The organism is Chryseobacterium sp. II3a (assembly GCF_057815135.1).
In genome coordinates, this window is the sequence record NZ_JBYPZJ010000001.1 from 617,181 (window position 1) to 637,537 (window position 20,357).

The following is a 20,357-nucleotide window of genomic DNA, read 5'->3' on the forward strand; positions in this document are numbered from 1 at the left end:
AAGAGATGAAATGGTATTTATTTTCATGAGTTTGTAGTTTTATTTATTGCAATGATAAGAAAAATCTTTAATTTTTACTTACGGGAAAACGTAAAATTTCAACAGAAATATCCTTTAAAAAAGTTTTATATCTTCTAGAGTGATGCAAACTATTTTTTAACGGCCCTCTGGGGTCTTTATCATGGAACATAAAATACATCAGGGACGCAATGTAAAACGATTCAGGGAAATGCTGGGCATCAAGCAGGAAGCATTGGATCTTGACCTTGGGGACGACTGGAACCAGAAGAAAGTTTCTCTGCTGGAACAGAAAGAAATTATTGAAGACCCTTTGCTGAAAAGAATTTCTGAAGTATTGAAAATTCCGGTGGAAGCATTTCAGAATTTTGATGAGGAGCAGGCGGTGAATATTATTTCTAATACGTTTGGTGAGCATGCATTTAGTAACTCATTTAATTATGGTACAATTAATTTTCATCCTATTGAAAAAATAATTGAGTTACATGATCAAAAAATTGAGCTTTATGAAAGGATGCTGAAGGAGAAGGATGAGATGATGGTGAGGCTGGAGAGATTGATTGAGAATAAATAATTTAATATACAAAAAGGTTCAGCAAGTGCTGAACCTTTTTGTATATTAGGGTTACAAATTAATTTATAAAAATAGTACGGACTATACTCTATGTATTTTAAAATTAGAAATTGTCTCTTACCATAGCAGCATACTGCTCATTAGATCTTTTTGCAAGTTGAATATTCACTCTTATTTCTGCATAAAGCGGATCTGTTGGAGGTATAAAAGACAATGTTCTACTTAGTAAGTCAAGGTTTGTGAAATGATCATTTCGTAATTCATAAATGGAATTTATACCATTTTCACCTTTTCTGTTAAGATTAAAATATTTAATTGTTACTCTCCCTCTGTTACACTTATCAATACCCTTAGCTTCTGCACCAAAGAATTTTATAAAATTAGAAGGGTTTTCAATATAGGGATTAATAAAATAAGGTTTTTCTTTTTTTATTTCTTCCGAATGATTTAAGGCTCTTTTGTTTGGATCTTTTAATGGGAATAAATTTTTTTTCCATTTTTGATTACAGGTAATACACGAAAGCAATAGATTGTTCCAATCATAACTTAGCCAATAATATCCCGGGTAGATTTCAGGTCCAATAGGTTTTTGTTTACTAAATTTTTTTGGTCTAAAATGTTCCACTTCTCCATGCTGACTATCCAAATTAACTTCACAAAATGCACATTTATTTTTTTGAATTTCCCTTAGCTTTTCCTTAATATTATCATGGCGATATACAGCATTAATATCAAGTTTTAATGTTCCATTGTTGTAATCATTAGGATTAATAGCATAAGTATCCAACAACTTTTGTGTTTCGCTAATAATTTTACAAGCTCTACCATTAGTGTAAATTGGGTCATGAGGTAATCGTTTTAGTTTAATCATTTTCCAAATCTTTTAATTACCTCATTTATTAATATCATCGATTGAATTTCATTTCTTGATTCCCCAGTAGGTAGATTACCATACTTTTCCATTAGTAGGTCAATCTGATTCTTTTTATCGTCAAGATTTAAATCATTATTATATAGAATAGCTTCTTTTTCTTTCAGATAATCATCAAGTAAAATAGGTCTACTACTTACTAAATCAAAATACTTACTAGATAAGACTTGATCTATTCTCCAATTCTGAAATAATGTAATATCTTGATCAAATTCAATTTCATTATCATTCCTGGATAATAATATTAAATCATACTTATATTTATTTTCCCCCTGTATATTTTGGACAAGTAATGGACTATGTGTTGTTACAAGGATATGAGAGTCATCATCTTCAAGATTAAATTCTTCAAGATGATGAATGTATTCTCTTTGCCATTTGGGATTAAGATAAGTATCTGGCTCATCTAATAGGAATAAGGTTTCTTCAATTCCAGTAGCTAATATTATCCCTAAAACAATAAAAAACTGATTTTCTCCTTCACTTAAATATTCGAATGAAAATTTTTTTGCAGATACTGACTCACCTTTCTTTATGTCAAATTTTAAGTTATTCTCAACATCTAAAATATTTAATAACACTAATGCTTCTAATGCATAAAATAGCTCTAATGGAGATTCAAAATCTTCAATTATATGCTTTCTTAATTCTGAAATAGAAACATTATTGAATTCAATTGTTTCTGTGAAATTAGATTTATTTTTAATGTCATCTTCATTATTATATTCAGTCATTTCAACTGATTTTGTGAGACATTTTAATAATAAATCAACAGAACTTTTTAAGCCCCAAAAAGGAAAAGGATATTTCTTTTCTTCTGCGAGATATAAATGAATAAATTCAGTATATCTATTTTCAATTTTTATTTCATCGGTTATTTTTTCTGAATATTTTTTAGCAATCCAATCAGGACTATTCAATTTTAAAGAAAATTCTGCAATACATTTTATATTTAAATGTTTCAGTAAGCTATTAAATTTTACTAAGTATATTTTCTTATCACAAACTTCTACCTCATGAAAAATACTTAAAGTTAAAATAAGCAACGGCGCATGATAATTTTTGAGGTATAAAAAATTTCTGCGATCTGTTAAAAAAGTGGTTTCTTTATTTTTTCGTAAGCCATCAATATATGTATCCTCAAATTTTTTCAGTATTTTTTCTAAACGCTTATTTTGCCCCGAATAATAGGTTACAAAATAATCAGGGATTAAATCTTTATTGATTTTCTTTATAATTTTTGGATCATATTGTCCTTCTGGTTTTAAATTATAAACGTCTTTATCAATATTAACTTCATAAACGTTTTTTATTCCATAAATAATTTTAATATTTTTTCCTCTTAAAGAATATTCTAAATCAAAACTTAAGTAGCGTCCATCTAAATTTGATAAGTTTAAATAATCATCCTTATCAGATAATGCTACAAAAATTAATGTAATGGCTTCCAGTAGATTGGACTTTCCGAGACCATTTTGACCAATAATTAAAGATGTTAGATCAGTATCAAATTTTATGGTTTGATGAGGAATGTTTTTATAATTATGTATAGTAATGCTTTTAAGTTTCATAACTTATGTGAAATTGATAAATTAAATTATTTCTTTAATTTTTTCCCTCTTCCTTTTTTGTCTGCATCCTTAGCTTTATAATCTCCTCTAGCAAGTATTTTGCATCTCCATCACTCTCAAGCTGTTCACTGAGTTCCCCTTTAAAAGCTTTATGTAGAATGGCTTGTGGAAGATTATCTATTTTTTCTTTTAAAGTTTTATAGCGTTTTTCTATAGCATCTGCTTTTGAGAAAAGATTTTCGACTATATTAACAATCTCTTGCTGTTCTTCTGTTGAAGGAATTGGGATAGGAAGTTTTTTTAAAATACCCATATTCAAGACATCCATAGTTCCTCCATGTGAATTTTTACTTAGAAATTTATTTGCTATTTCACTTTGCAAATAGATTTGAATATAATAGGGATTAATTTTTTCATGAAAAGAAAATTTTAATAATCGAGGATTTATTATTCCTTTCTCAAAATCTGCAGGAATTACCAAAGTTTTTCCAATTGTCCCAACAAGACTTATCAGCAAATCTCCTTTATCTATGGCACATGATTGAAGCTCCTTATATTTAGCCTCGTCAATATAATAGTCTCCGTATTTACTATCTCCTTTAATAACCTGTTCTTGGCCATAAATTTTATATCCTTTTTGAACATAAAATTCCTTTTTCAAAGAAGAACCAAATGGCCCAGCTTTTAGCGCATTATCTTTTTTTGCAGATACTTCTTCAATAAAAGAAATATCGGTTTTCTTTTCTAAATAAAATTCTAAAAAAGATTTGTCTTCATTTACTTTTTCAATAATTTTTTTAGGTTTTGCATGTGATAGTTGTTTTTTATACCATTCTTTTCTATCACTTATAATTTCTTGAACAATTGGTTGATACTCATAATTAGATGTGAATTTTCCAGTAACAGCGTGTATTAAAACTTGTTGGCGAAAATCTTTAAGCAATTGAGGAATACGCTCCAATGCTTTTTTCATTGCTTCATGTTGTGCAAATAAAGCATCTAATTTTGCTACAATACGTTCTTGTTCTGGTAATGGAGGGAGAGGAAATTTAATTGTATCCAAATTCTTTCTAGAAATTCTCAACCTAGTAGAACCACTTGATAAATCTCTAATCTTGTTTTGAATATGTATACTATTAATAAAAAAAGATAATAATCTAGGATTGATATATTTACTATTAATTCTTACTATAGCAACGTCAACAACAGTTGCAAACTTTCCTTCCAATGGAAAGACACAACTCCTTCCTATAGGATCAGGCATTCTTGCAATTAGTACATCATTCTTTTTAAGAAAGGTACATTTTAATTCTTCTGCTTTTTGACTTGTTAAATACCTATTAGACTTATCTCTAAATTCATTAATTCCAATATCAGCTAGTTGAATCAATCTAACATCCCCATTTGGGTCTTGATCTTTACTTTCAATCCAATCCCCATCTGAAAAAATATCATTTTTATCTAGTAAAGCAGATATATTAAACTTTCCCCAACCTTTTGGTAACCTATTTTCCATTAATTTAATTCCTTAATCAATTTTTCCAATTCGGTTTGCATAAGTAAAAGTTCCTTTAAAGCATCGTTAGCAATATCTAATGGTTCACCTATATCAGATGAGCTAGTCAAACTTTCATCAGCAATCAATCCTAAATCTAAAGAATCATTTTTCTTTGCAATTTCTTCACGGGAAATGCATTGCCAACGTTCGTCTTTTATCTGCTTTCTTTTTTCTTCATCTATTACTCCTTCATATTCTTTTACTACGTTTTCAGCAGTTAATCCTCCTGTATAAGCTGTGATAAAATCATCAAATGCTTTTTCTGTAAAAGGTGTTCTTTTTCCAAAGCTTGGCATATTGGTTCTCATATCATAGAACCATACATTCTTGGTGTTTCCTTCTTCTTTTTTACCCCTTGTAAAGAAAAGAACATTGGTTTTTACCCCTGCTGCATAGAAAATACCTGTTGGTAGACGTAGAATAGTATGCAGATTACATTTTTCCATAAGGTCTTTTCGGATGCGTTGTCCATCACCATCTTCAAACAAAACATTATCCGGTAATATTACCGCAGCTCGACCTGTTCCGTCAGTAATAATACTTCTGTAAATATGCTGTAAGAAATTGAGCTGTTTGTTGCTGGATATATATTTTAAATCTGTTCTGGTAGGTTTTTCGCCTCCTTTTTTTGTTCCAAACGGAGGGTTTGCTAATACACCATTGAACCCTTTTAGATTTTCACCTAAACTTGTTAATGTATCACCTAAAAGAATGTTACTTTCCATTTGGTGTAATCTTGCATTCATTAATGCCAAACGATGGGCATCAGCAACAAGTTCTACACCGGAAAAGGCTTGCTCTTCCTGAAATTTTATTTTTTCAGAAGACAGAACGTAACGGTAATCATATTTTTCTTTCAAATAATGATCTGCAGAAATCATGAATCCAAAGGTTCCGCAGGCAGGATCATTCCATCTTTCTCCTAATTTCGGAGCCATTAGTTTTACCATTACATTAATTAATGGACGTGGAGTAAAATATTGTCCGGCCCCACTTTTTTTCTCACCTGCATTTTTCTCCAACAGACTTTCGTAGATGTCTCCCATCACGTCACGGTCAGATTCTTCATACCAATCTAGCTTATCGATAGCCTGAACCAAAGTATTAAAGTTTACAGGTTTAGTAAGCGTAGTAGAAGCATTAGTATAGATGTCTTTAATAGATGGACTGTCTGTTTTGCTACTTACATTCGCTAAAAAATCACGGTATAATCTAAAGGCTTCAACATTATCTGTTTCCTCCACAAATTTATTCCATCTGTATTCTTCAGGAATTTGATCTGAAAATCCCTTTACCTCAGATAGTTTAAGGAAAAGGATAAAAGTAAGTTCGTTAAGATACTGGTGGTACGTTACGCCGTCATCGCGCAACACATTACATAAATTCCAAAGTTTATTGGCTATTTCCTGTGCGCTCATTTTACATCTCTATGCTGAATACAGTTCATTATTCAGCTCTGTTATCAATTCTTCTAATTCGTTATTAAATATCTTATTTAGCCTTGTAAAACCTCCCTCATCTACAAAAGGTCTTAAATCTAAGTCCTGTTTTGTAAGAATGGTTTCTGCCATCAACTGTTTTTCAAAACGGTCTATCCATCTTAATTGCACAGCAGTCCACTGATGTTTTGATTTTAACTTGCTAATGGCTTTCTGAACACGTTCCTGAGGGGTTATTAAATCAATTCCCATAGAAAGTGTTCTGATATAAGCTATAATATCGGCCGCAATATCCACATTTTTTGTGGATTTCCAAGCAGTATTTAGAGAAGTTTCATTAAAACCTTTTTCATCTAAAAGTAACTTTAATTCTTTTAATGACTTACGGTCTAGCTCGTGAGGTTTGTTGCAAATGATATTGATTGCTGTAATCGTATTACTGTTTTCCTGAAGGAATTTTTTGAATCCTTCTATGTAATCTTCAGGTTTATCTGCATTTCCATATCCACGGGTAACTTCCATTACAGAATCTTCGTGTGTAGAAACAAATTGAGAATATTTCTTGTATACTTTTGTATCAAGATAATTCCATAGTGAGCTTAATTGTTCTACTGTATTTTTTATTTCAGAGCTGGTTGTATTCTTCAAAGACTGTATTAATCCTTCAATGGTATTTCCATCTGTATGATAAGATATATGCTCTTTTTGTTCAGTCGTCAGGCTTCTTGACTTTCGTTGCAGTTTTGCAATGATTTGCTCAACCTGTTTATATAAACGTTGCTCATCAGAAATTCTCTCAGTTTCTTCTACCAATTGTTGGAATGTATAAGAAGGATTTCCTACGGTCTGTATCTGAGTATAATCTTTTAATGCTTCGTATAATCGAACTGCATCAAATATTTTAAAAGATTCTTTTCCTATTTCACGGCAAAGACGTGTAGCTCTTCCCAACATTTGTTCGTACAATATACGGGACCGTACACGACGCATAAATACAACATTACATATAGACGGGACATCAATTCCGGTAGTTAATAAATCTACTGTAACTACAATATTGGGATATCTTTCGTTCTTAAAATCTCTGGTTAATTGCGCATTATCATAAACACTACCCGTAATTTTCTGAATAGCTTTTTCATGAACATCAACGCCAATTTTTTCAAACTCTTCACCCAGCATATTAATTATGGTATCTGCATGACTGTCTCTTGCTGCGAAGATGATTGTTTTTTCATTACCTTCAGGATCTAAATGTTTAACAAGTTCCTGAACTACAGTTCTGTTGAAATTATCATTAAGAACTTGTTTATTGAAATGCTCTACATCAAATTTCAATTCATCTTCCAGTTCATCCAAATCTGTTATTTCTCCAGTTTCGCCATCATATACCTGAGGTTTTTCTCCCTTTTCCCATGTAATTCCTTCGGTATTAAGATAAGTTTTAATATTAAATGGAGGTTCATGATCTACCAGATTACCATCTATTACAGCTCTTCGATAAGAGTAATTATAAACAGATTCTCCAAAAATTTCTGTTGTATGAAGAGCTGGTGTAGCAGTCATCCCTATTTTAAAGGCATCAAAATAATCAAGAACTTTACGGTACTGTGCCACATAGTCATCTTCATTTCGGATACCAAAATCATCTTCATTCATTTCTTTATCTAACTGGTAACCACGGTGTGCCTCATCAACAATAATACAATCATAAGTGTCTACAGTTAATGGTTCTCCTTCATTATAGAATAGCCTTTTTACCATACTCTGAACTGTAGCAAAATGAAGACGGGACTCAGAGTCTGGAATAGTTGTCCCAAGATCATCAAATTGATATATTCCACCAAAAGACTGTTGAGCTTCAACTTTATTTTCTTTAATACTGTCACGTGCCTGAGTTGCCAGAAGCTTTCTGTCTGTTAAAAATAGAATTCTTTTAAACCTGTTGGCTTTTATCAGTCTATATATTAACCCATTAATAGTTCTGGTTTTTCCTGTTCCGGTAGCCATAACTAGTAAAGCTCTTTTATCAAAAGGATCTTCGGCAAGTTTATTTTCAACGGATTGTATAGCTTCTATCTGATAGTCACGAAGACTTAATCCGCCTGGAGAAGCCAAATAGTCATAATCACTTTCTAAGAGTTTTTCTTTAGCTGCATCTGAGTCTCTATTGTATAGCTCTTTTAGCCCTTCCGGTGAATACCAACCTTTTAAAGCATACGGACGATTGGTAGATTTTCTTATATCCTGAAACCAAATTCCACTTTTGGGTTTCAGTTGTTCCAAATATTTTTTCCCGTTGGTGGAATATAAGAATGGAACCTTATAAGTATCCCATTGCCCGAGTAAAAGAATCTCATCCTGTGGGTTGATATTTTCTGAATATACCTTAGACTGCCGAAGGTTGGTAGAAATATCAGTATTATATTTCTTAGCCTCAACTAAACCGTAGAGTTCAGTACCAATAAATAAAGCATAGTCAGCATACTTTCCTCCGCATGGCCATTCTGCAATTGCTTTATTTTTTCCTTTTTCGGGTAATATTTTTTTATTCTTGTAATTAATATTTTCTGTATCACATTCCCATCCAGCGGCTCTCAACTGAACGTCTATAAGTTGGATTCTTGTATCATATTCATTGAGATTAATTTTATCTGCATAAAATTGAGCTTTTTCTCTTCTCTTTTTTATACCACTTTCTGAAACATTCAGTGATTGAATTTTTAATTCATAGTTTTTTAATTGAATGGTTAGTTCATCAACTTTATCTGTTAAGGATGCTATTTCCTCATCAGATTTATTGGGAGGTAATTCATAGACAAGGTTTTCAATAGTATCCTCTTCGTAAGTTTCAAAAAACCACTTAGCTAGACTAAATATTTTTTTTAATATAAATAAAGCTTCATCAGATTTATTAGAACCATTATGAGAGGCTCTGTTACCTGATTTTCTAACGACATGGAAAATATCAGTTATTGTATCAGGTAAGATCTCGTGATTATTTAAATACTGTATAGCATCGTGTTGATTTAAAAGAGAAATGTCTTCTGATTCAAAACCAGCAATTAAACTAACTAATTTTTCACAAAATAATCTTGATTTTGATATCGATGAACTGGCATCTATATAATACAAAGTTTCTGCTAATCTTGCACAATTAAAAAGCTCAGGATAAAGATCCTTTAGAAATAAAAATTTTGATGGCATTAGGTGTTTTTAATAGTATAGGTTATCGTCTTTTAAAAAATCACTAGTAAAAGACAAACTTACTAAAAACCTACTATAAATAAAATACTTTTCGCTTTAAAACACATTAGAAGCTTCTTTTCTAAAGTTTATTAAAAATGCTTAGAACCAAGATTATAATGATGACTTTTCTATAAAGTATATTTCATATAGCTATATTCCTCCTACACATCCACCTCCTCAATCTCCACACTGGCAAATACACAAAAACCACAGATAAAATCCCAGCCAATATCCCCACAACAACAGCCATCGCCGTAGCATCCAGCTTATAATCCTTAGAAAAATTATACTGCCCTAAAAAAAGCATCGCTAAGACCAAAGAACAGGTAATTACACCATGCAGAATACTCAGCTTAGTCATTAACTTTTTTATATTCAACGCTTCATCTACGGTAAACTCAATGGCGCCTTGTCCGGCGGCATCGGTTACTCTTTTGATGATGTCTATGGTGAGGACAACGGGGAGAAACAGGGCCATGGGTAAGGTAAGGCGGGCCAGATTCTGTTCGCCTGAGAAAAAATGGGTGTAGCCTAATTCTTTGAAGCTGGCATAGGCAATGATGAAATTGAAAAATACATTCGGAAGGACATAATAAATCGTCCGCTTGATGAGAAAGCGTTTAAGGGTAGTTTTTTTGAGCTTTTTAGGCGGCTTCGGCTTAAATTTCAATTTCATGAGGTGGTCATTAGCACTATGGCTTTCTCTTTTATTTTAGCGGCTTCCGCTTTGGGAAGGAAATCTTCGTTGGACAAAAATATAAAATCCATCTGATGGTTGTACGTAGTCGCCACCAAAGTATTTGAGTTCAGCCATGGGAAGGCTACCGTAGGGCTGAAAATAGTTTCAATGTTGAAGTTTTTGTAATCGTTCGGGATATTGATCCTGCCCATATTGGATAAGGTCACATCATGGCCGCCATTGCTTGATTTGAGCATGGAGATCATACGATCCACAATTGGGTGCATCTGTTCACCCATCCACAGCAGTTCGCGGGCTTCCATTTTTCCTATTTTCTGAACAAGGTCTTCTTTAATATGCCTGGCATTGTTCAACAGATCGGAACTTCCTTTTTTAATCGCAAGGTCAACCGTTGGAGCAAAAGCAAATAAATGATCTTCTTTGATCTCCGGAATAAAATGACGGACATCCACCGGACTGATCACTTTTCCTTTGGCGTCTTTCCCTTTCACTTCCTGGAATGCCTGCATGAATGCCGAACAAAGTAAAGCATGTACAGAAACTCCATTGGCTTTACATCTTTCGGTGATTTGGGTTGTAGTTGCCGGATCTAGTTTTTGGTGAAGAACATAATCTTTCCCAAGGTTTCTCTTCTTACTTTTTTGCTGTAACATAAAGAAGAACCTGGCAAAAGTCAGATAAAGTTTGGCTTTGAATTTCTTACTTTTTACATTAAAGTTAGAAGGTAAAAATTCATCTACAGATTGAAAAGCTTCGTAAGGATCTAATTCCAAAGCAGGGTTATCCAAAAGCTGAAGAAGTTCCTTCATTAATGTTACTCCGGTTGTTCCGTCTGAGATGCAGTGGGGCATTACCCAAAAGATTTCAGAAACATCCTGTCCCCTGATCCAAACTAAACGGGCGAGAGGGCTTTTTTCTTCCTCAAATAAGATTTTCCATTCTTTTTGAGACTCTGTCAGCCAGTCTTCATCCGTTTTTCTTTCTACAATGCGGAGTGGGATAGGAGCGATGTCCTTTTCTTCTTTAAAAAAGGGATGTTTTTCGCTTTTGGTATCTACGACCACTCTCAGCATTGGATGTTTTTGCTGGATTTTTTCCAGAGCAGTTTTAAAGTTCTGCTCCGGAAGTTCTCCTTTTATTTTAGCGGTAAATATACAGTTTACGGGTGTTTCGGGATCTACATACATGATCCTTTCCACCATCATTAGTTTTCTTTTGATCATGATACAGCGATATATTCCAGTTGGGTTTTAATGATCTTCATAACTTCATCACGGATGGCGAGAGCTTCCGTATAAGGCAAATATCCTTCACTTCCTACAAATGAAAAATCCATTTTCCCACGGTAGGTAGAAACTACCATTGTGGTGGTATTCCCAAGCGGTCCAATCACAGACGGACTGAAAATAGTATCCACCGAGAATTCTTTATACTCATGAGGAATCTGAATGCGTCCCAGATTGGAAAACATACAGTCATTAGATGATTTTCCGTTCTTTAAAAGCCTGGTGAAATTATTCAACGCATCATGCCCGGATTCCATCACCATCATGGTAATATAAGGATCAAGCTTAGAGGTTTTACGCTCTACAGAAGCCTGCATGGCATGTAAATTTTCTATAAAGCTCAGCTTTTCGTTAGCAGAAACTACAATCATCAATCCAAAAGCAAAAATATGATCGTTCTTCACCTGGGTAGCAAAACGTCTGATATCTACAGGGCAGGATACTTTATTGAAAGCTCCGGTTCCTTTTATTTTCCTGAATGCCTGAAGTAAAGCGGCACTTAAGAACGTATTCACGGTAGCACCATTGGCTTTGCAATAGGAAATCAGTTGTTGGCTTACGGTTTCATCTATTTTCCAACTGATTAAATAATCATCTTGACGATCAACGGGTTTCTTTCCGGTAGGAATAACCTTGATGGCTGTAGCCGCTAATCTTCCGATGAATTTGGCTTTTAATTTCTGCTTCCGGCTGTTTAAAATATTTGCCGGAACCACATCCTGAATCCCTAAAATAGGACTTTCTATTCCAATATCGGCTTTTGGATTATCCAAGACTTTTAAAAACTCATAAAGGAAGGTCATTGCAGAACCACCATCGCACAAACAATGGTGGAACGCAAATAACATGTCAGAAACGTCTTCCCCCTTAATCCAGACAAACCGGATAAGAGGTAATTTTTTAGGATCGAATAAGGTATTCCATTCCCTTCTGGATTCTTCCTGCCACTGATCTTCTCCTTGTCTGGCAATAATACGTACCGGAATGGAGATCGGGTTTTCAGGAACATCAAACCAGGGGATATTTTTATCATCGTGAGCAATAAGCGCTCTTAGCCACGGATGTTTTTGCTGGATCTTAGCCAAAGCTTCCTGGATATCCTTTAATGCAAAGGTACCTCTGAGTCTGAAAGGGATCACCGCATTAAACGGTTCTGTTCCGTCTCCCAGTAACATTCGTTCGCCAAATAACAATCTTCTTTTCATATGTAGATGTCTATCTTTTTTATAAGGTCATATGCAATCGCATCGTTTTTATCGGTGTTGAGCCTGTGAATCATGGCGATTTCATAAGCTAGACAGATGCTAATGTGGAATGTTCCTGTACAAAGTTTTCAAGCAATTCTACCGCTTTATCATTACCTCCGGCAAGATTGAATGTATTTTGAACTTCTTGAGCAGCAGCTTTGTATTTAGGATTTTCCAATAATTCAAAAACGGTTTCACGAAGAGCTTCTACACGCAGTCTCTTGTATCGGATGCTGATTCCGCAACCTGCCTGCTCAATTAATTTCGCAATATGAAAATGGTCATAAGCAATAGGAGTGATTAACATCGGTAAACCATTACGGAAAGTATCATTTACGGTATTGAAACCACCGTGGCAAATTACCATATCCATCCTTTGCATCACTGCAGATTGAGGCACAAAGCTGTTCACGATAAAGTTCTCCGGCCATTCTTCAAAGATTTCCGGTGGAGTAGCGGCAATCACCGTTACCGGCTGATCTTTAAATGCAGCGATGATCTTTTCGAAGAACGCTTTTCTGATGTCTACCAACAACGTTCCCAGTGATACGAAGATCTTTGGAGTGGTAGAAGCATTTAATTTATCCCAGTCAAATGGTGCATCGTTTGGACGGCCTTTTACAGGGCCTACAAATTTCATGTGAGAGGGTACAGTATCAAAACCGGCAAAGGCTTGTGACGTAAATACCATATTCAGTTTATGAGAATGGATGTAAATTCCTTCCTCATGAATGCCTACTTCTTTTTGCAGGTCTTTGATAAGGTTTTGCTGCCATTCCCAGATTTTAGGGGCACTTTTTTCAGTGTCTCCCATTACGTCCGGTGGAACAGGTGTAGTCGTTACGCAAGGAATATTATGTTTGTGAGCGAAAAGAGCACCTCCGAAAGTGATACAGTCGTTCACAATTACATCAGGCATCCAGCTTTCTGTTAATCTCGTTAATCCCGGCATCATCATTTTGGCGAAAGGAACATACGTTTCTTCCAGTGCTAATTTCATCACCTCAGGTCCTGAACATGCAGGTCCGTCATCCTGTCTTTTTAAAATGCGGGCGATTTCTTCCTGATACGGAATAAGATCTTCTTCAGGATAGAAGTAAGAACCTCCTTCCGGAATATGTTTGCTGTCTAAAGGCGTAATTCCGAACCATTTTACTTCATGGCCACGGGCAATCAGACTGGCTCCCACACTTAATGTAGGGCTTACATGTCCGAAAAACGGCGGAACAACGAATAAAAATTTAGATGGTTTTTCTGGTTTTGAAGCCTTTGTGATGGCTTCTTCCAATAAATTAGCGGCTGTAGATGCTCCTCCTGCTTCCATAAAAGATTGTCCTACTTTTTGAGCTGCCTCACGATAGCCCGGGTTATTTAATATTTGTTGTACTGCCTCTCTCAGATGATTGGCTTTAAATCTGTTGAAATTAAGTCGTTCACCTGCTTCCGTACGCACCACACGCCCTGCAACGTGCGACTGGTCATACGCAATAGGAATCACGACTAAAGGAATCCCGTTGGATAAGGTTTCGGAAACGGTATTGTGACCGCCATGGCAAACTACACCATCAAGATGAGGTAACAGATCCAGTTGCGGAACCTGCTGATACACTATAAAATTATCCGGCCATTGCTCGAAAAGCTGTGGATCAGAAACTACAACAACGGTTAAGTCTTCGTCTTTGAAAGCATCCACTACCTTTTGGAAGAATGCCTTTTTATGATCATGATCGAAAGTAGTTCCGATACTTACTAGAATCTTTTTGTTGGTGGCACTTTTTAATCTGTCCCAATCAAATTCACAAGAGATACGACGTTCGGTAAGAACGGGTCCCGTGAATTGATATTGAGGGGCTAGATCTTCCATTTCCCCAAAGAAGTAATTCGAGGTTAAAACAAGGGTTAAAAGGTCTGAAGTGGCCAGAGAACGCTCTTCATTGAAACCTAATTCTTTCTGTAATTCAATAATCTGATTCACTTCCCATTCGTGTACTTTTGGTAGCTCATTCATAATTTTGATGGCAGCCGGAGCGGTAACGGAAGTTGCACAAGGAATTCCTAATGCTTTTGCCGCCACCGGAGCAGCAAATAACTGATGGTCACCGATGATTAAATCAGGTTGATATGCTTTTAATAAAGCAACAATTCCATTATAGCAGTGTCTGTTCAGTGGAATAAGAACTTCTTCGTAAAGGAATTTCACGCTGTCTATTCCGTACACTACTTTTTTGGAAATAATATCGAGATACTGTTCGCTTTCTTTCTTTTCTGCGTCGGTCTGATCGTATTGGATCAGTAATAATTTTCCGCCCTCTGGAAGTTTCGCCTCTAAAGTCGGGTCAAGGCTGATCCAGGCTACTTCGTGCCCTCTTTCCAGCAGCGTAGCACCGATGCTTAAGGTAGGATTGACATGTCCTGTCAAGGGTGGAACTATAAATGCAAATTTAGCCATGGTTCTTCGTTAAAATATTAGATAAAAACTGAGCGATCGTCTCTGCGATGAGCTGAGGCTCCTGAATGGGAATATTGTGATCGCCGGAGATTAATTCAAGTTCGGATGAACCGATTTGAGACTGCAGCCACTCTCCTGTAGGTCTGCAATTGGAATCAGCACCGTAAAGTAATAAAGTGGAAGCTTTCAGTTGGTTGAAATCCGCTTCCCCAAGGAAATGTTTTTCCTTGATCATATCTGCTTTGATGCTGGTTTGATTAAACAGAAACTCATACATACGATGGTTCTTTTCCATTTGTCTTTTGCCCATCTGCACTTTGGTGGTATCTGTAAAATTGGCTACATAATGCTCAAGGAATTCCTTGCTGTACTCATCAATGATGTTACGGGCTTTTTCGTCCTGAGGATCCGGAGCTTCCATTACTACCAGCTGATTAACGCGTTCAGGGTATTTCAATGCTGTTTTCAAAGCAATAAGACCTCCGAAGCTATAGCCTACAAGATGTACTTTTTCCAGTTGAAGGTGATCTATTAAACCAATCAGATCGGATGACATGTTTTCAAGGTCGTACCCATCCAAAAAGCGTTCACTCATACCGTGACTTTTCAGATCGTACATCACCACATGGAAATGTTTTGCCAGAATAGGGGCAATATTAAAATAATAAATGGAAAGGTTGCTGAACATACCGTGGATTAAGACCACGGTTTGTTCGGCTCCTTTGTTGAGTTCCTGTATATGAACTTGTCTGTTATTGACAGTGATTATTGGCATTCGTAGATATAATTGATGATCATACTAAGGTCAAGATTAATAAGCTGGTCAAGATCCATAGAAGATAACCAGCCTGTAAAGTCGATCTGATCGCCAAAATGCGCCTTGATCTTTTCAGAGAAAGAGACAATCTCAATGCTGTCCATTTCAAGATCTTTAGTGAATGAACTTTCCGGAGTAATGTCCATCTCCTCTACAAATTCAGCACCTATCACTTCAGTAATAAAACCTTTTAATAAAGTAAAAAGTTCTTCGTGGTTCATTTTTAATGTTGCGTTTACAGTGTCCATCCGATAATATAATTTTTATGTTTAATAGTTTTGATTTCAATAGTGTTGATCCACAAGTGATCGTCTTTTATAAGTTCGACTTCGAAGGCTTTTGGATTTCCTTTCAGTCCGGTTCCTAAGAACTTTCCGTAGGCTTCTTTGGCTACCCAGAAACGGGTGGTCCATTCTGCCTGATCTTTTCCTTTTAATAAGGCTAATTCATGGTCTGTAAATACCAGATCATAGAATCCTTCGCTGCGTTCTTCCATGAGTTCCATATCGATTCCTACAGATTTGCCATATCTCGCAATCCCCACAGCTTCTTTTCCTTTGTGAGCGAGTGAAATATGAATGTCTTCTGTAAAATCACTGATGAGGTAAGGTTTCCCCACTTCATCGGAACGGATCTCAAAGGTGATCGGGAAGCAGGCATGATTTTTTTCCTGACGAAGAAGGTTTCTCACAGCATCTTTCACCGCAACACGGCTTACCATCCAGTTTTTCTTCTTGTTGGGTAATAATTGCTGATGATGCTGTTTTTCCGTCTGGTTGAAATATCTTTTCAGGATAAAATCCCATGAAGCGACTCTGGTATAAGCTTGGTGGAAGAAAAATACTTCAGGAGCAATTTCTTCAGAAAGGCGGTTATGCAACGGCGACATGGAAACATTCCATAGTGCGGCATCAATTTCCAGTCTTCTGTTCTGCCAGCCTGTGATGGCACACCATACTTTTCCGTCTCTTTTAAGAACGATATTAGCAATGGCAAACTCATCATTAAGCTCAGTCTGCATACAGGTACATTCAAAAATACCTTCCTGATCGTGCATGTCTCCGAAGAATTCAATATCTCTGATCTTCACCGGGAAGGCGATACGGTCTTTCACCAATGTAAGCTGTAACCAAAGCCCGAATAACTGTCCGGCGTTATCCAATAGAGATCCTTTTCCGCCATTTCCTTTGATCTTTCCTATGATTCCTTTGGTTCCAACCGCTGACACTTCAGTAATTCCCTGGTATTGATCGCCATGGAACATGTGTGCATCATAGATTTCTTCAGGAGTTCTTTCAATCGGTAAAAGATCACCAATGGAAAGATTGAAGGTTGGAATAGGGATAGGACCTGATTTTAAGGTGACTTCTGCATTGGCAAAGTTTTCAATATCCAGATATGCATGGTTTTCGCCACGCCATTGTCCTTTCACAGTTTTCTCAAAAGGCTGCGCTACATTCATCCATTGAAATACACTTACATTCATGATTTTATGAATCAGTGTTCCCGGGATTTCTGCTTCTGCAATTTCTGCCAGCTGTTCAAAGATCATGGTCATCGGGATTACCGGTTCCATATCGGCTACATGAGCCCATCCTTTTGGCTGTCTCAATAAGCTGTGATCGATCAGGTACGGATGGCTTTCCAGCGTTACATACAGATCTTTTGTGAAAGTTGTACTTCTCGATGCTTGTGGAGTAGCATATTGTACTACAGGAGCAGCCTGAGTAGGACGTGGAATGGTAATCTCCGGACGGTTTTGGAATAAAGTAAGAACTTCTTCCTGCATACGGATCATATCATTAACATTGTCCTGGAATGCCTGTACCAATGGATGACCACTTTTGGCAGTCATGGCTGAAGCTGAAGCAGTGTATTGTTTTGGTGTTTCAAAGGCCTGAGCTAAGGCTTTTACTTCTTTAAAGTTTCGGATAATAGGTGATCCTAATTCCAGTTTAATGCCTTTCCCTGATGCTTTTTTTGATGGCTGCTGAACTTCAAGGAAGTCAAGAGCAATGGTTTTTCCTTCTACAAATAGCGAAGCGACAACACGTTGTAGCTGTGCTAATGCAGAACGGGCTGGAACACTGGAAGGAATCGTGCTGAATGCTTTTCCTTTCAAGGTATCATCAATAAATCCGATCAGACCACCGGTACCCACCTGAATGAATACTCTGGCACCTTCTTCGTATAGTTTATCGGTCAGTTCACGGAAACGGACAGGTTCAACCAAATGCTCAGCACTCAGTTTTCTGATCGCTGCCTGATCTGCAGGATAAGGTTCCAAAGTCGTCGCAGACCATAACGGAATCTTTGTTTTCTGGAACTGTGCTTTTTCCATTCCGGCAAGGATTACATCCAGTTTATCAGCGATAAAAGGAGAGTGGAATCCGGATTGGAACGGCAGTACCTGATGGAAGATCTGTTTTGATTTTAATTGCGGAACCAATTCATCCAATGCAGCATTGCTACCACAAAGAATCACCTGATTAGGACAGTTATCGTTAGAAATATACAGGTCTGAAATTTCTGAAATAAAAGGCTGTACGACATCAATTCCTGCTCCGATGGCAATGAATTTGGAATCTTTTAACTCAAAAGTTTCAGGATTCAATACATCAATTAAAGCTTTTACAGAATTGGCTTCTGCCAGTTCAGATGAATATCCTGCCAGCCATTCTCCTAAACTGTGTCCTGCATTCATATCCGGGATAATGCCCAGTTTTTTCAATGAATTGTCAAGGATACTGCAATTGTTGAAGATATTTAAAGCATCGGTTAAAAGCCCTTCTCCTTCAGTTTCTATAGGCGCTGTTAATCCGAAATAACGGCTAACACTGTCTACTTCACCTTTTGCCAGACCATCTAAACCAGGGAATACAAAGGCTACTTTGCCGCCATCTTTTAATAATGGGGTAGAAGTGTACCAAATGTCCTGTTTATTTTTCCAGATCAGGTTTTTGGAGATAATTTTAATAGCTTTTTCCACTCTTGCAGGCGTCGGATCGAATATGGCTACTCTGAAATCTCCTTCACCTATAGTGGTCTCGTTATTTTTTAAGGCAGACAATAATTCTGTATGAGTAGGTCTTGCCAACAACAATACCTTGTCTTTTTTCGGCATATCATAACCTTCAAGAACAACATGAGCATTGATTCCTCCAAATCCGAAAGCATTGACTGCCGCTACTTTTGGCAGGCCGGTTTTTGACCAATTTTTAGCTTCCTGCACCGGTTCGAATCTTGTATTCTGCATTTCTGCCGTTGGATTCTCACAGTACAATGTTGGTGGCAATGTATCGTGATGTAAAGCAAGACAGGTTTTAATTAATCCTGCGATTCCGGCAGCCGGCATAGCATGGCCAATATTGGATTTTACAGAACCGATTCCTGCTACAGGAGCAGCTTCTTCTTTCCCAAAGAACTGTGCTAAGGTCTGAAGTTCTGTTTTATCTCCAAGCGGAGTTCCGGTACCATGAGCTTCAAGATACCCCACTTTATTTTTATCCAGATCAGCATTGATCCAGGCTTGTTCTAATGCTTTCAGCTGTCCTTTTACGGATGGGCTCATCACGCTGGTTCCATTACCATCACTGCTGACACCCACCCCTTTGATCACCGCATAGATTTTATCCTGATCACGAACAGCGTCTTCCAATCGTTTTAATACGACGAAGCCACAGCCTTCACCAATCAGTAATCCATCAGCATCCATACTAAATGGTTTGATCTGTTGTTGACGGGACATTGCTCCCAATTGAGCAAAAATACTCCAGAAAGCAGCGTTTTGGCCTGTGTGAACTCCTCCTGCGATCATCATATCGGAACGACCTCTCTGAAGTTCCTGTACAGCGTGATCTACAGCGATTAAAGCACTGGCACAAGCGGCATCCACCGTAAAAGCAACACCTCCAAGGTCAAAACGGTTGGCTACCAATGAAGCTACCAGATTGGGAATCAATCCCATGGCAGTATCGGCAGCGAAACGTCCTTTGCGTTCCTGAAAAGCATGTTTTACTTTTTCAATATCAGCGGAAGATACCTGAGGTAAGAGTTCCTGCAATAAGGAGGAAATCTGTTCTCCGGTTCTCACAATTTCAATGGCACGGGTAGCTCCCGGCCCGGTATAATTTCCTTTCCCGATGATAATTCCGGTCTTTTCAAGGGAAGTATTCTTTTGAAATACTCCGGCGTCTTCCAAAGCTTTCTGAACTAAATCAAGGGTCAGTAAGTGATCAGGTTCTGTTCCTTCCACTGCAAGGGGTAAAATCCCAAAAGTGGTAGGATTGAACTCATAATCAGGAATAAACCCGCCTCGTTTACAATAGAAACGGTCGACAGGGTTGGTGGCATCGCTAAAATGCACCGGATCTATCCTATCTGCCGGAGCGGATTGGGTAGAATCTACTTTATTGACAATATTCTGCCAAAAAGTATGGGCATCCTGCGCCCCGGGAAAGACACAGGATAGTCCAACTACAGCAACATCTGTTTTTTTCATGCTTAGTGTATACAGAG

Annotated in this window: 13 protein-coding genes; 1 reads left to right on the forward strand and 12 read right to left on the reverse strand. The window is 36.8% G+C overall.

Features of this window, described 5'->3' with window-relative positions; genetic code table 11:
• Window positions 1–181: 181 nt before the first annotated feature.
• A complete protein-coding gene (locus AC3HD6_RS02860) occupies window positions 182–592 on the forward strand; it encodes an XRE family transcriptional regulator (protein WP_488894971.1) in 411 nt (136 codons plus the stop codon).
• 103 nt (window positions 593–695) lie between these two features.
• On the opposite strand, the gene AC3HD6_RS02865 is transcribed toward AC3HD6_RS02860, so the two are convergent.
• From AC3HD6_RS02865 to AC3HD6_RS02920, 12 genes are all read right to left on the reverse strand, one after another.
• Window positions 696–1,463, reverse strand: coding sequence for an HNH endonuclease family protein (locus tag AC3HD6_RS02865; RefSeq protein ID WP_488894972.1), 768 nt, complete (start codon window positions 1,461–1,463; stop codon window positions 696–698).
• On the reverse strand, window positions 1,460–3,094 hold the full coding sequence (locus AC3HD6_RS02870) for an AAA family ATPase (protein WP_488894973.1): 1,635 nt from the start codon (window positions 3,092–3,094) through the stop codon (window positions 1,460–1,462). Before AC3HD6_RS02870 ends, AC3HD6_RS02865 begins: the two co-directional genes overlap by 4 nt.
• A 34-nt stretch (window positions 3,095–3,128) precedes the next feature.
• Window positions 3,129–4,610, reverse strand: coding sequence for a restriction endonuclease subunit S (locus tag AC3HD6_RS02875; RefSeq protein WP_488894974.1), 1,482 nt, complete (start codon window positions 4,608–4,610; stop codon window positions 3,129–3,131).
• Window positions 4,610–6,070: a class I SAM-dependent DNA methyltransferase gene (locus tag AC3HD6_RS02880; RefSeq protein WP_488894975.1), complete on the reverse strand. Its 1,461-nt coding sequence runs from the start codon at window positions 6,068–6,070 to the stop codon at window positions 4,610–4,612. The genes AC3HD6_RS02875 and AC3HD6_RS02880 overlap by 1 nt, the downstream gene beginning before the upstream one ends.
• 9 nt (window positions 6,071–6,079) lie before the next feature.
• A complete protein-coding gene (gene hsdR, locus AC3HD6_RS02885) occupies window positions 6,080–9,298 on the reverse strand; it encodes a type I restriction-modification system endonuclease (protein ID WP_488894976.1) in 3,219 nt (1,072 codons plus the stop codon).
• Window positions 9,299–9,482: 184 nt separating this feature from the next.
• Window positions 9,483–10,016, reverse strand: a complete 534-nt coding sequence (locus AC3HD6_RS02890; RefSeq protein WP_488894977.1) for a hypothetical protein — start codon at window positions 10,014–10,016, stop codon at window positions 9,483–9,485.
• Window positions 10,013–11,263 carry a condensation domain-containing protein gene (locus AC3HD6_RS02895; RefSeq protein WP_488894978.1) on the reverse strand — a complete coding sequence of 417 codons (1,251 nt, stop codon included), beginning with the start codon at window positions 11,261–11,263 and terminating at the stop codon, window positions 10,013–10,015. The genes AC3HD6_RS02890 and AC3HD6_RS02895 overlap by 4 nt, the downstream gene beginning before the upstream one ends.
• Window positions 11,260–12,531: a condensation domain-containing protein gene (locus tag AC3HD6_RS02900; protein WP_488894979.1), complete on the reverse strand. Its 1,272-nt coding sequence runs from the start codon at window positions 12,529–12,531 to the stop codon at window positions 11,260–11,262. Before AC3HD6_RS02900 ends, AC3HD6_RS02895 begins: the two co-directional genes overlap by 4 nt.
• An 88-nt stretch (window positions 12,532–12,619) precedes the next feature.
• Window positions 12,620–15,022, reverse strand: coding sequence for a glycosyltransferase (locus AC3HD6_RS02905; protein WP_488894980.1), 2,403 nt, complete (start codon window positions 15,020–15,022; stop codon window positions 12,620–12,622).
• Window positions 15,015–15,797, reverse strand: a complete 783-nt coding sequence (locus tag AC3HD6_RS02910) for an alpha/beta fold hydrolase (protein ID WP_488894981.1) — start codon at window positions 15,795–15,797, stop codon at window positions 15,015–15,017. Before AC3HD6_RS02910 ends, AC3HD6_RS02905 begins: the two co-directional genes overlap by 8 nt.
• Window positions 15,788–16,087, reverse strand: a complete 300-nt coding sequence (locus tag AC3HD6_RS02915) for an acyl carrier protein (protein WP_002977699.1) — start codon at window positions 16,085–16,087, stop codon at window positions 15,788–15,790. Before AC3HD6_RS02915 ends, AC3HD6_RS02910 begins: the two co-directional genes overlap by 10 nt.
• A complete protein-coding gene (locus AC3HD6_RS02920; RefSeq protein WP_488894982.1) occupies window positions 16,075–20,340 on the reverse strand; it encodes a type I polyketide synthase in 4,266 nt (1,421 codons plus the stop codon). Before AC3HD6_RS02920 ends, AC3HD6_RS02915 begins: the two co-directional genes overlap by 13 nt.
• Window positions 20,341–20,357 lie beyond the last annotated feature (17 nt).

Coding starts and splice junctions, on each gene's coding strand:
- AC3HD6_RS02870 (WP_488894973.1), bottom strand. CDS start 3,094: ATGAAACTTAAAAGCATTACTATACATAATTATAAAAACATTCCTCAT.
- AC3HD6_RS02920 (WP_488894982.1), bottom strand. CDS start 20,340: ATGAAAAAAACAGATGTTGCTGTAGTTGGACTATCCTGTGTCTTTCCC.
- AC3HD6_RS02890 (WP_488894977.1), bottom strand. CDS start 10,016: ATGAAATTGAAATTTAAGCCGAAGCCGCCTAAAAAGCTCAAAAAAACT.
- hsdR (WP_488894976.1), bottom strand. CDS start 9,298: ATGCCATCAAAATTTTTATTTCTAAAGGATCTTTATCCTGAGCTTTTT.
- AC3HD6_RS02875 (WP_488894974.1), bottom strand. CDS start 4,610: ATGGAAAATAGGTTACCAAAAGGTTGGGGAAAGTTTAATATATCTGCT.
- AC3HD6_RS02905 (WP_488894980.1), bottom strand. CDS start 15,022: ATGGCTAAATTTGCATTTATAGTTCCACCCTTGACAGGACATGTCAAT.
- AC3HD6_RS02910 (WP_488894981.1), bottom strand. CDS start 15,797: ATGCCAATAATCACTGTCAATAACAGACAAGTTCATATACAGGAACTC.
- AC3HD6_RS02865 (WP_488894972.1), bottom strand. CDS start 1,463: ATGATTAAACTAAAACGATTACCTCATGACCCAATTTACACTAATGGT.
- AC3HD6_RS02900 (WP_488894979.1), bottom strand. CDS start 12,531: ATGAAAAGAAGATTGTTATTTGGCGAACGAATGTTACTGGGAGACGGA.
- AC3HD6_RS02915 (WP_002977699.1), bottom strand. CDS start 16,087: ATGGACACTGTAAACGCAACATTAAAAATGAACCACGAAGAACTTTTT.
- AC3HD6_RS02880 (WP_488894975.1), bottom strand. CDS start 6,070: ATGAGCGCACAGGAAATAGCCAATAAACTTTGGAATTTATGTAATGTG.
- AC3HD6_RS02895 (WP_488894978.1), bottom strand. CDS start 11,263: ATGATCAAAAGAAAACTAATGATGGTGGAAAGGATCATGTATGTAGAT.
- AC3HD6_RS02860 (WP_488894971.1), top strand. CDS start 182: ATGGAACATAAAATACATCAGGGACGCAATGTAAAACGATTCAGGGAA.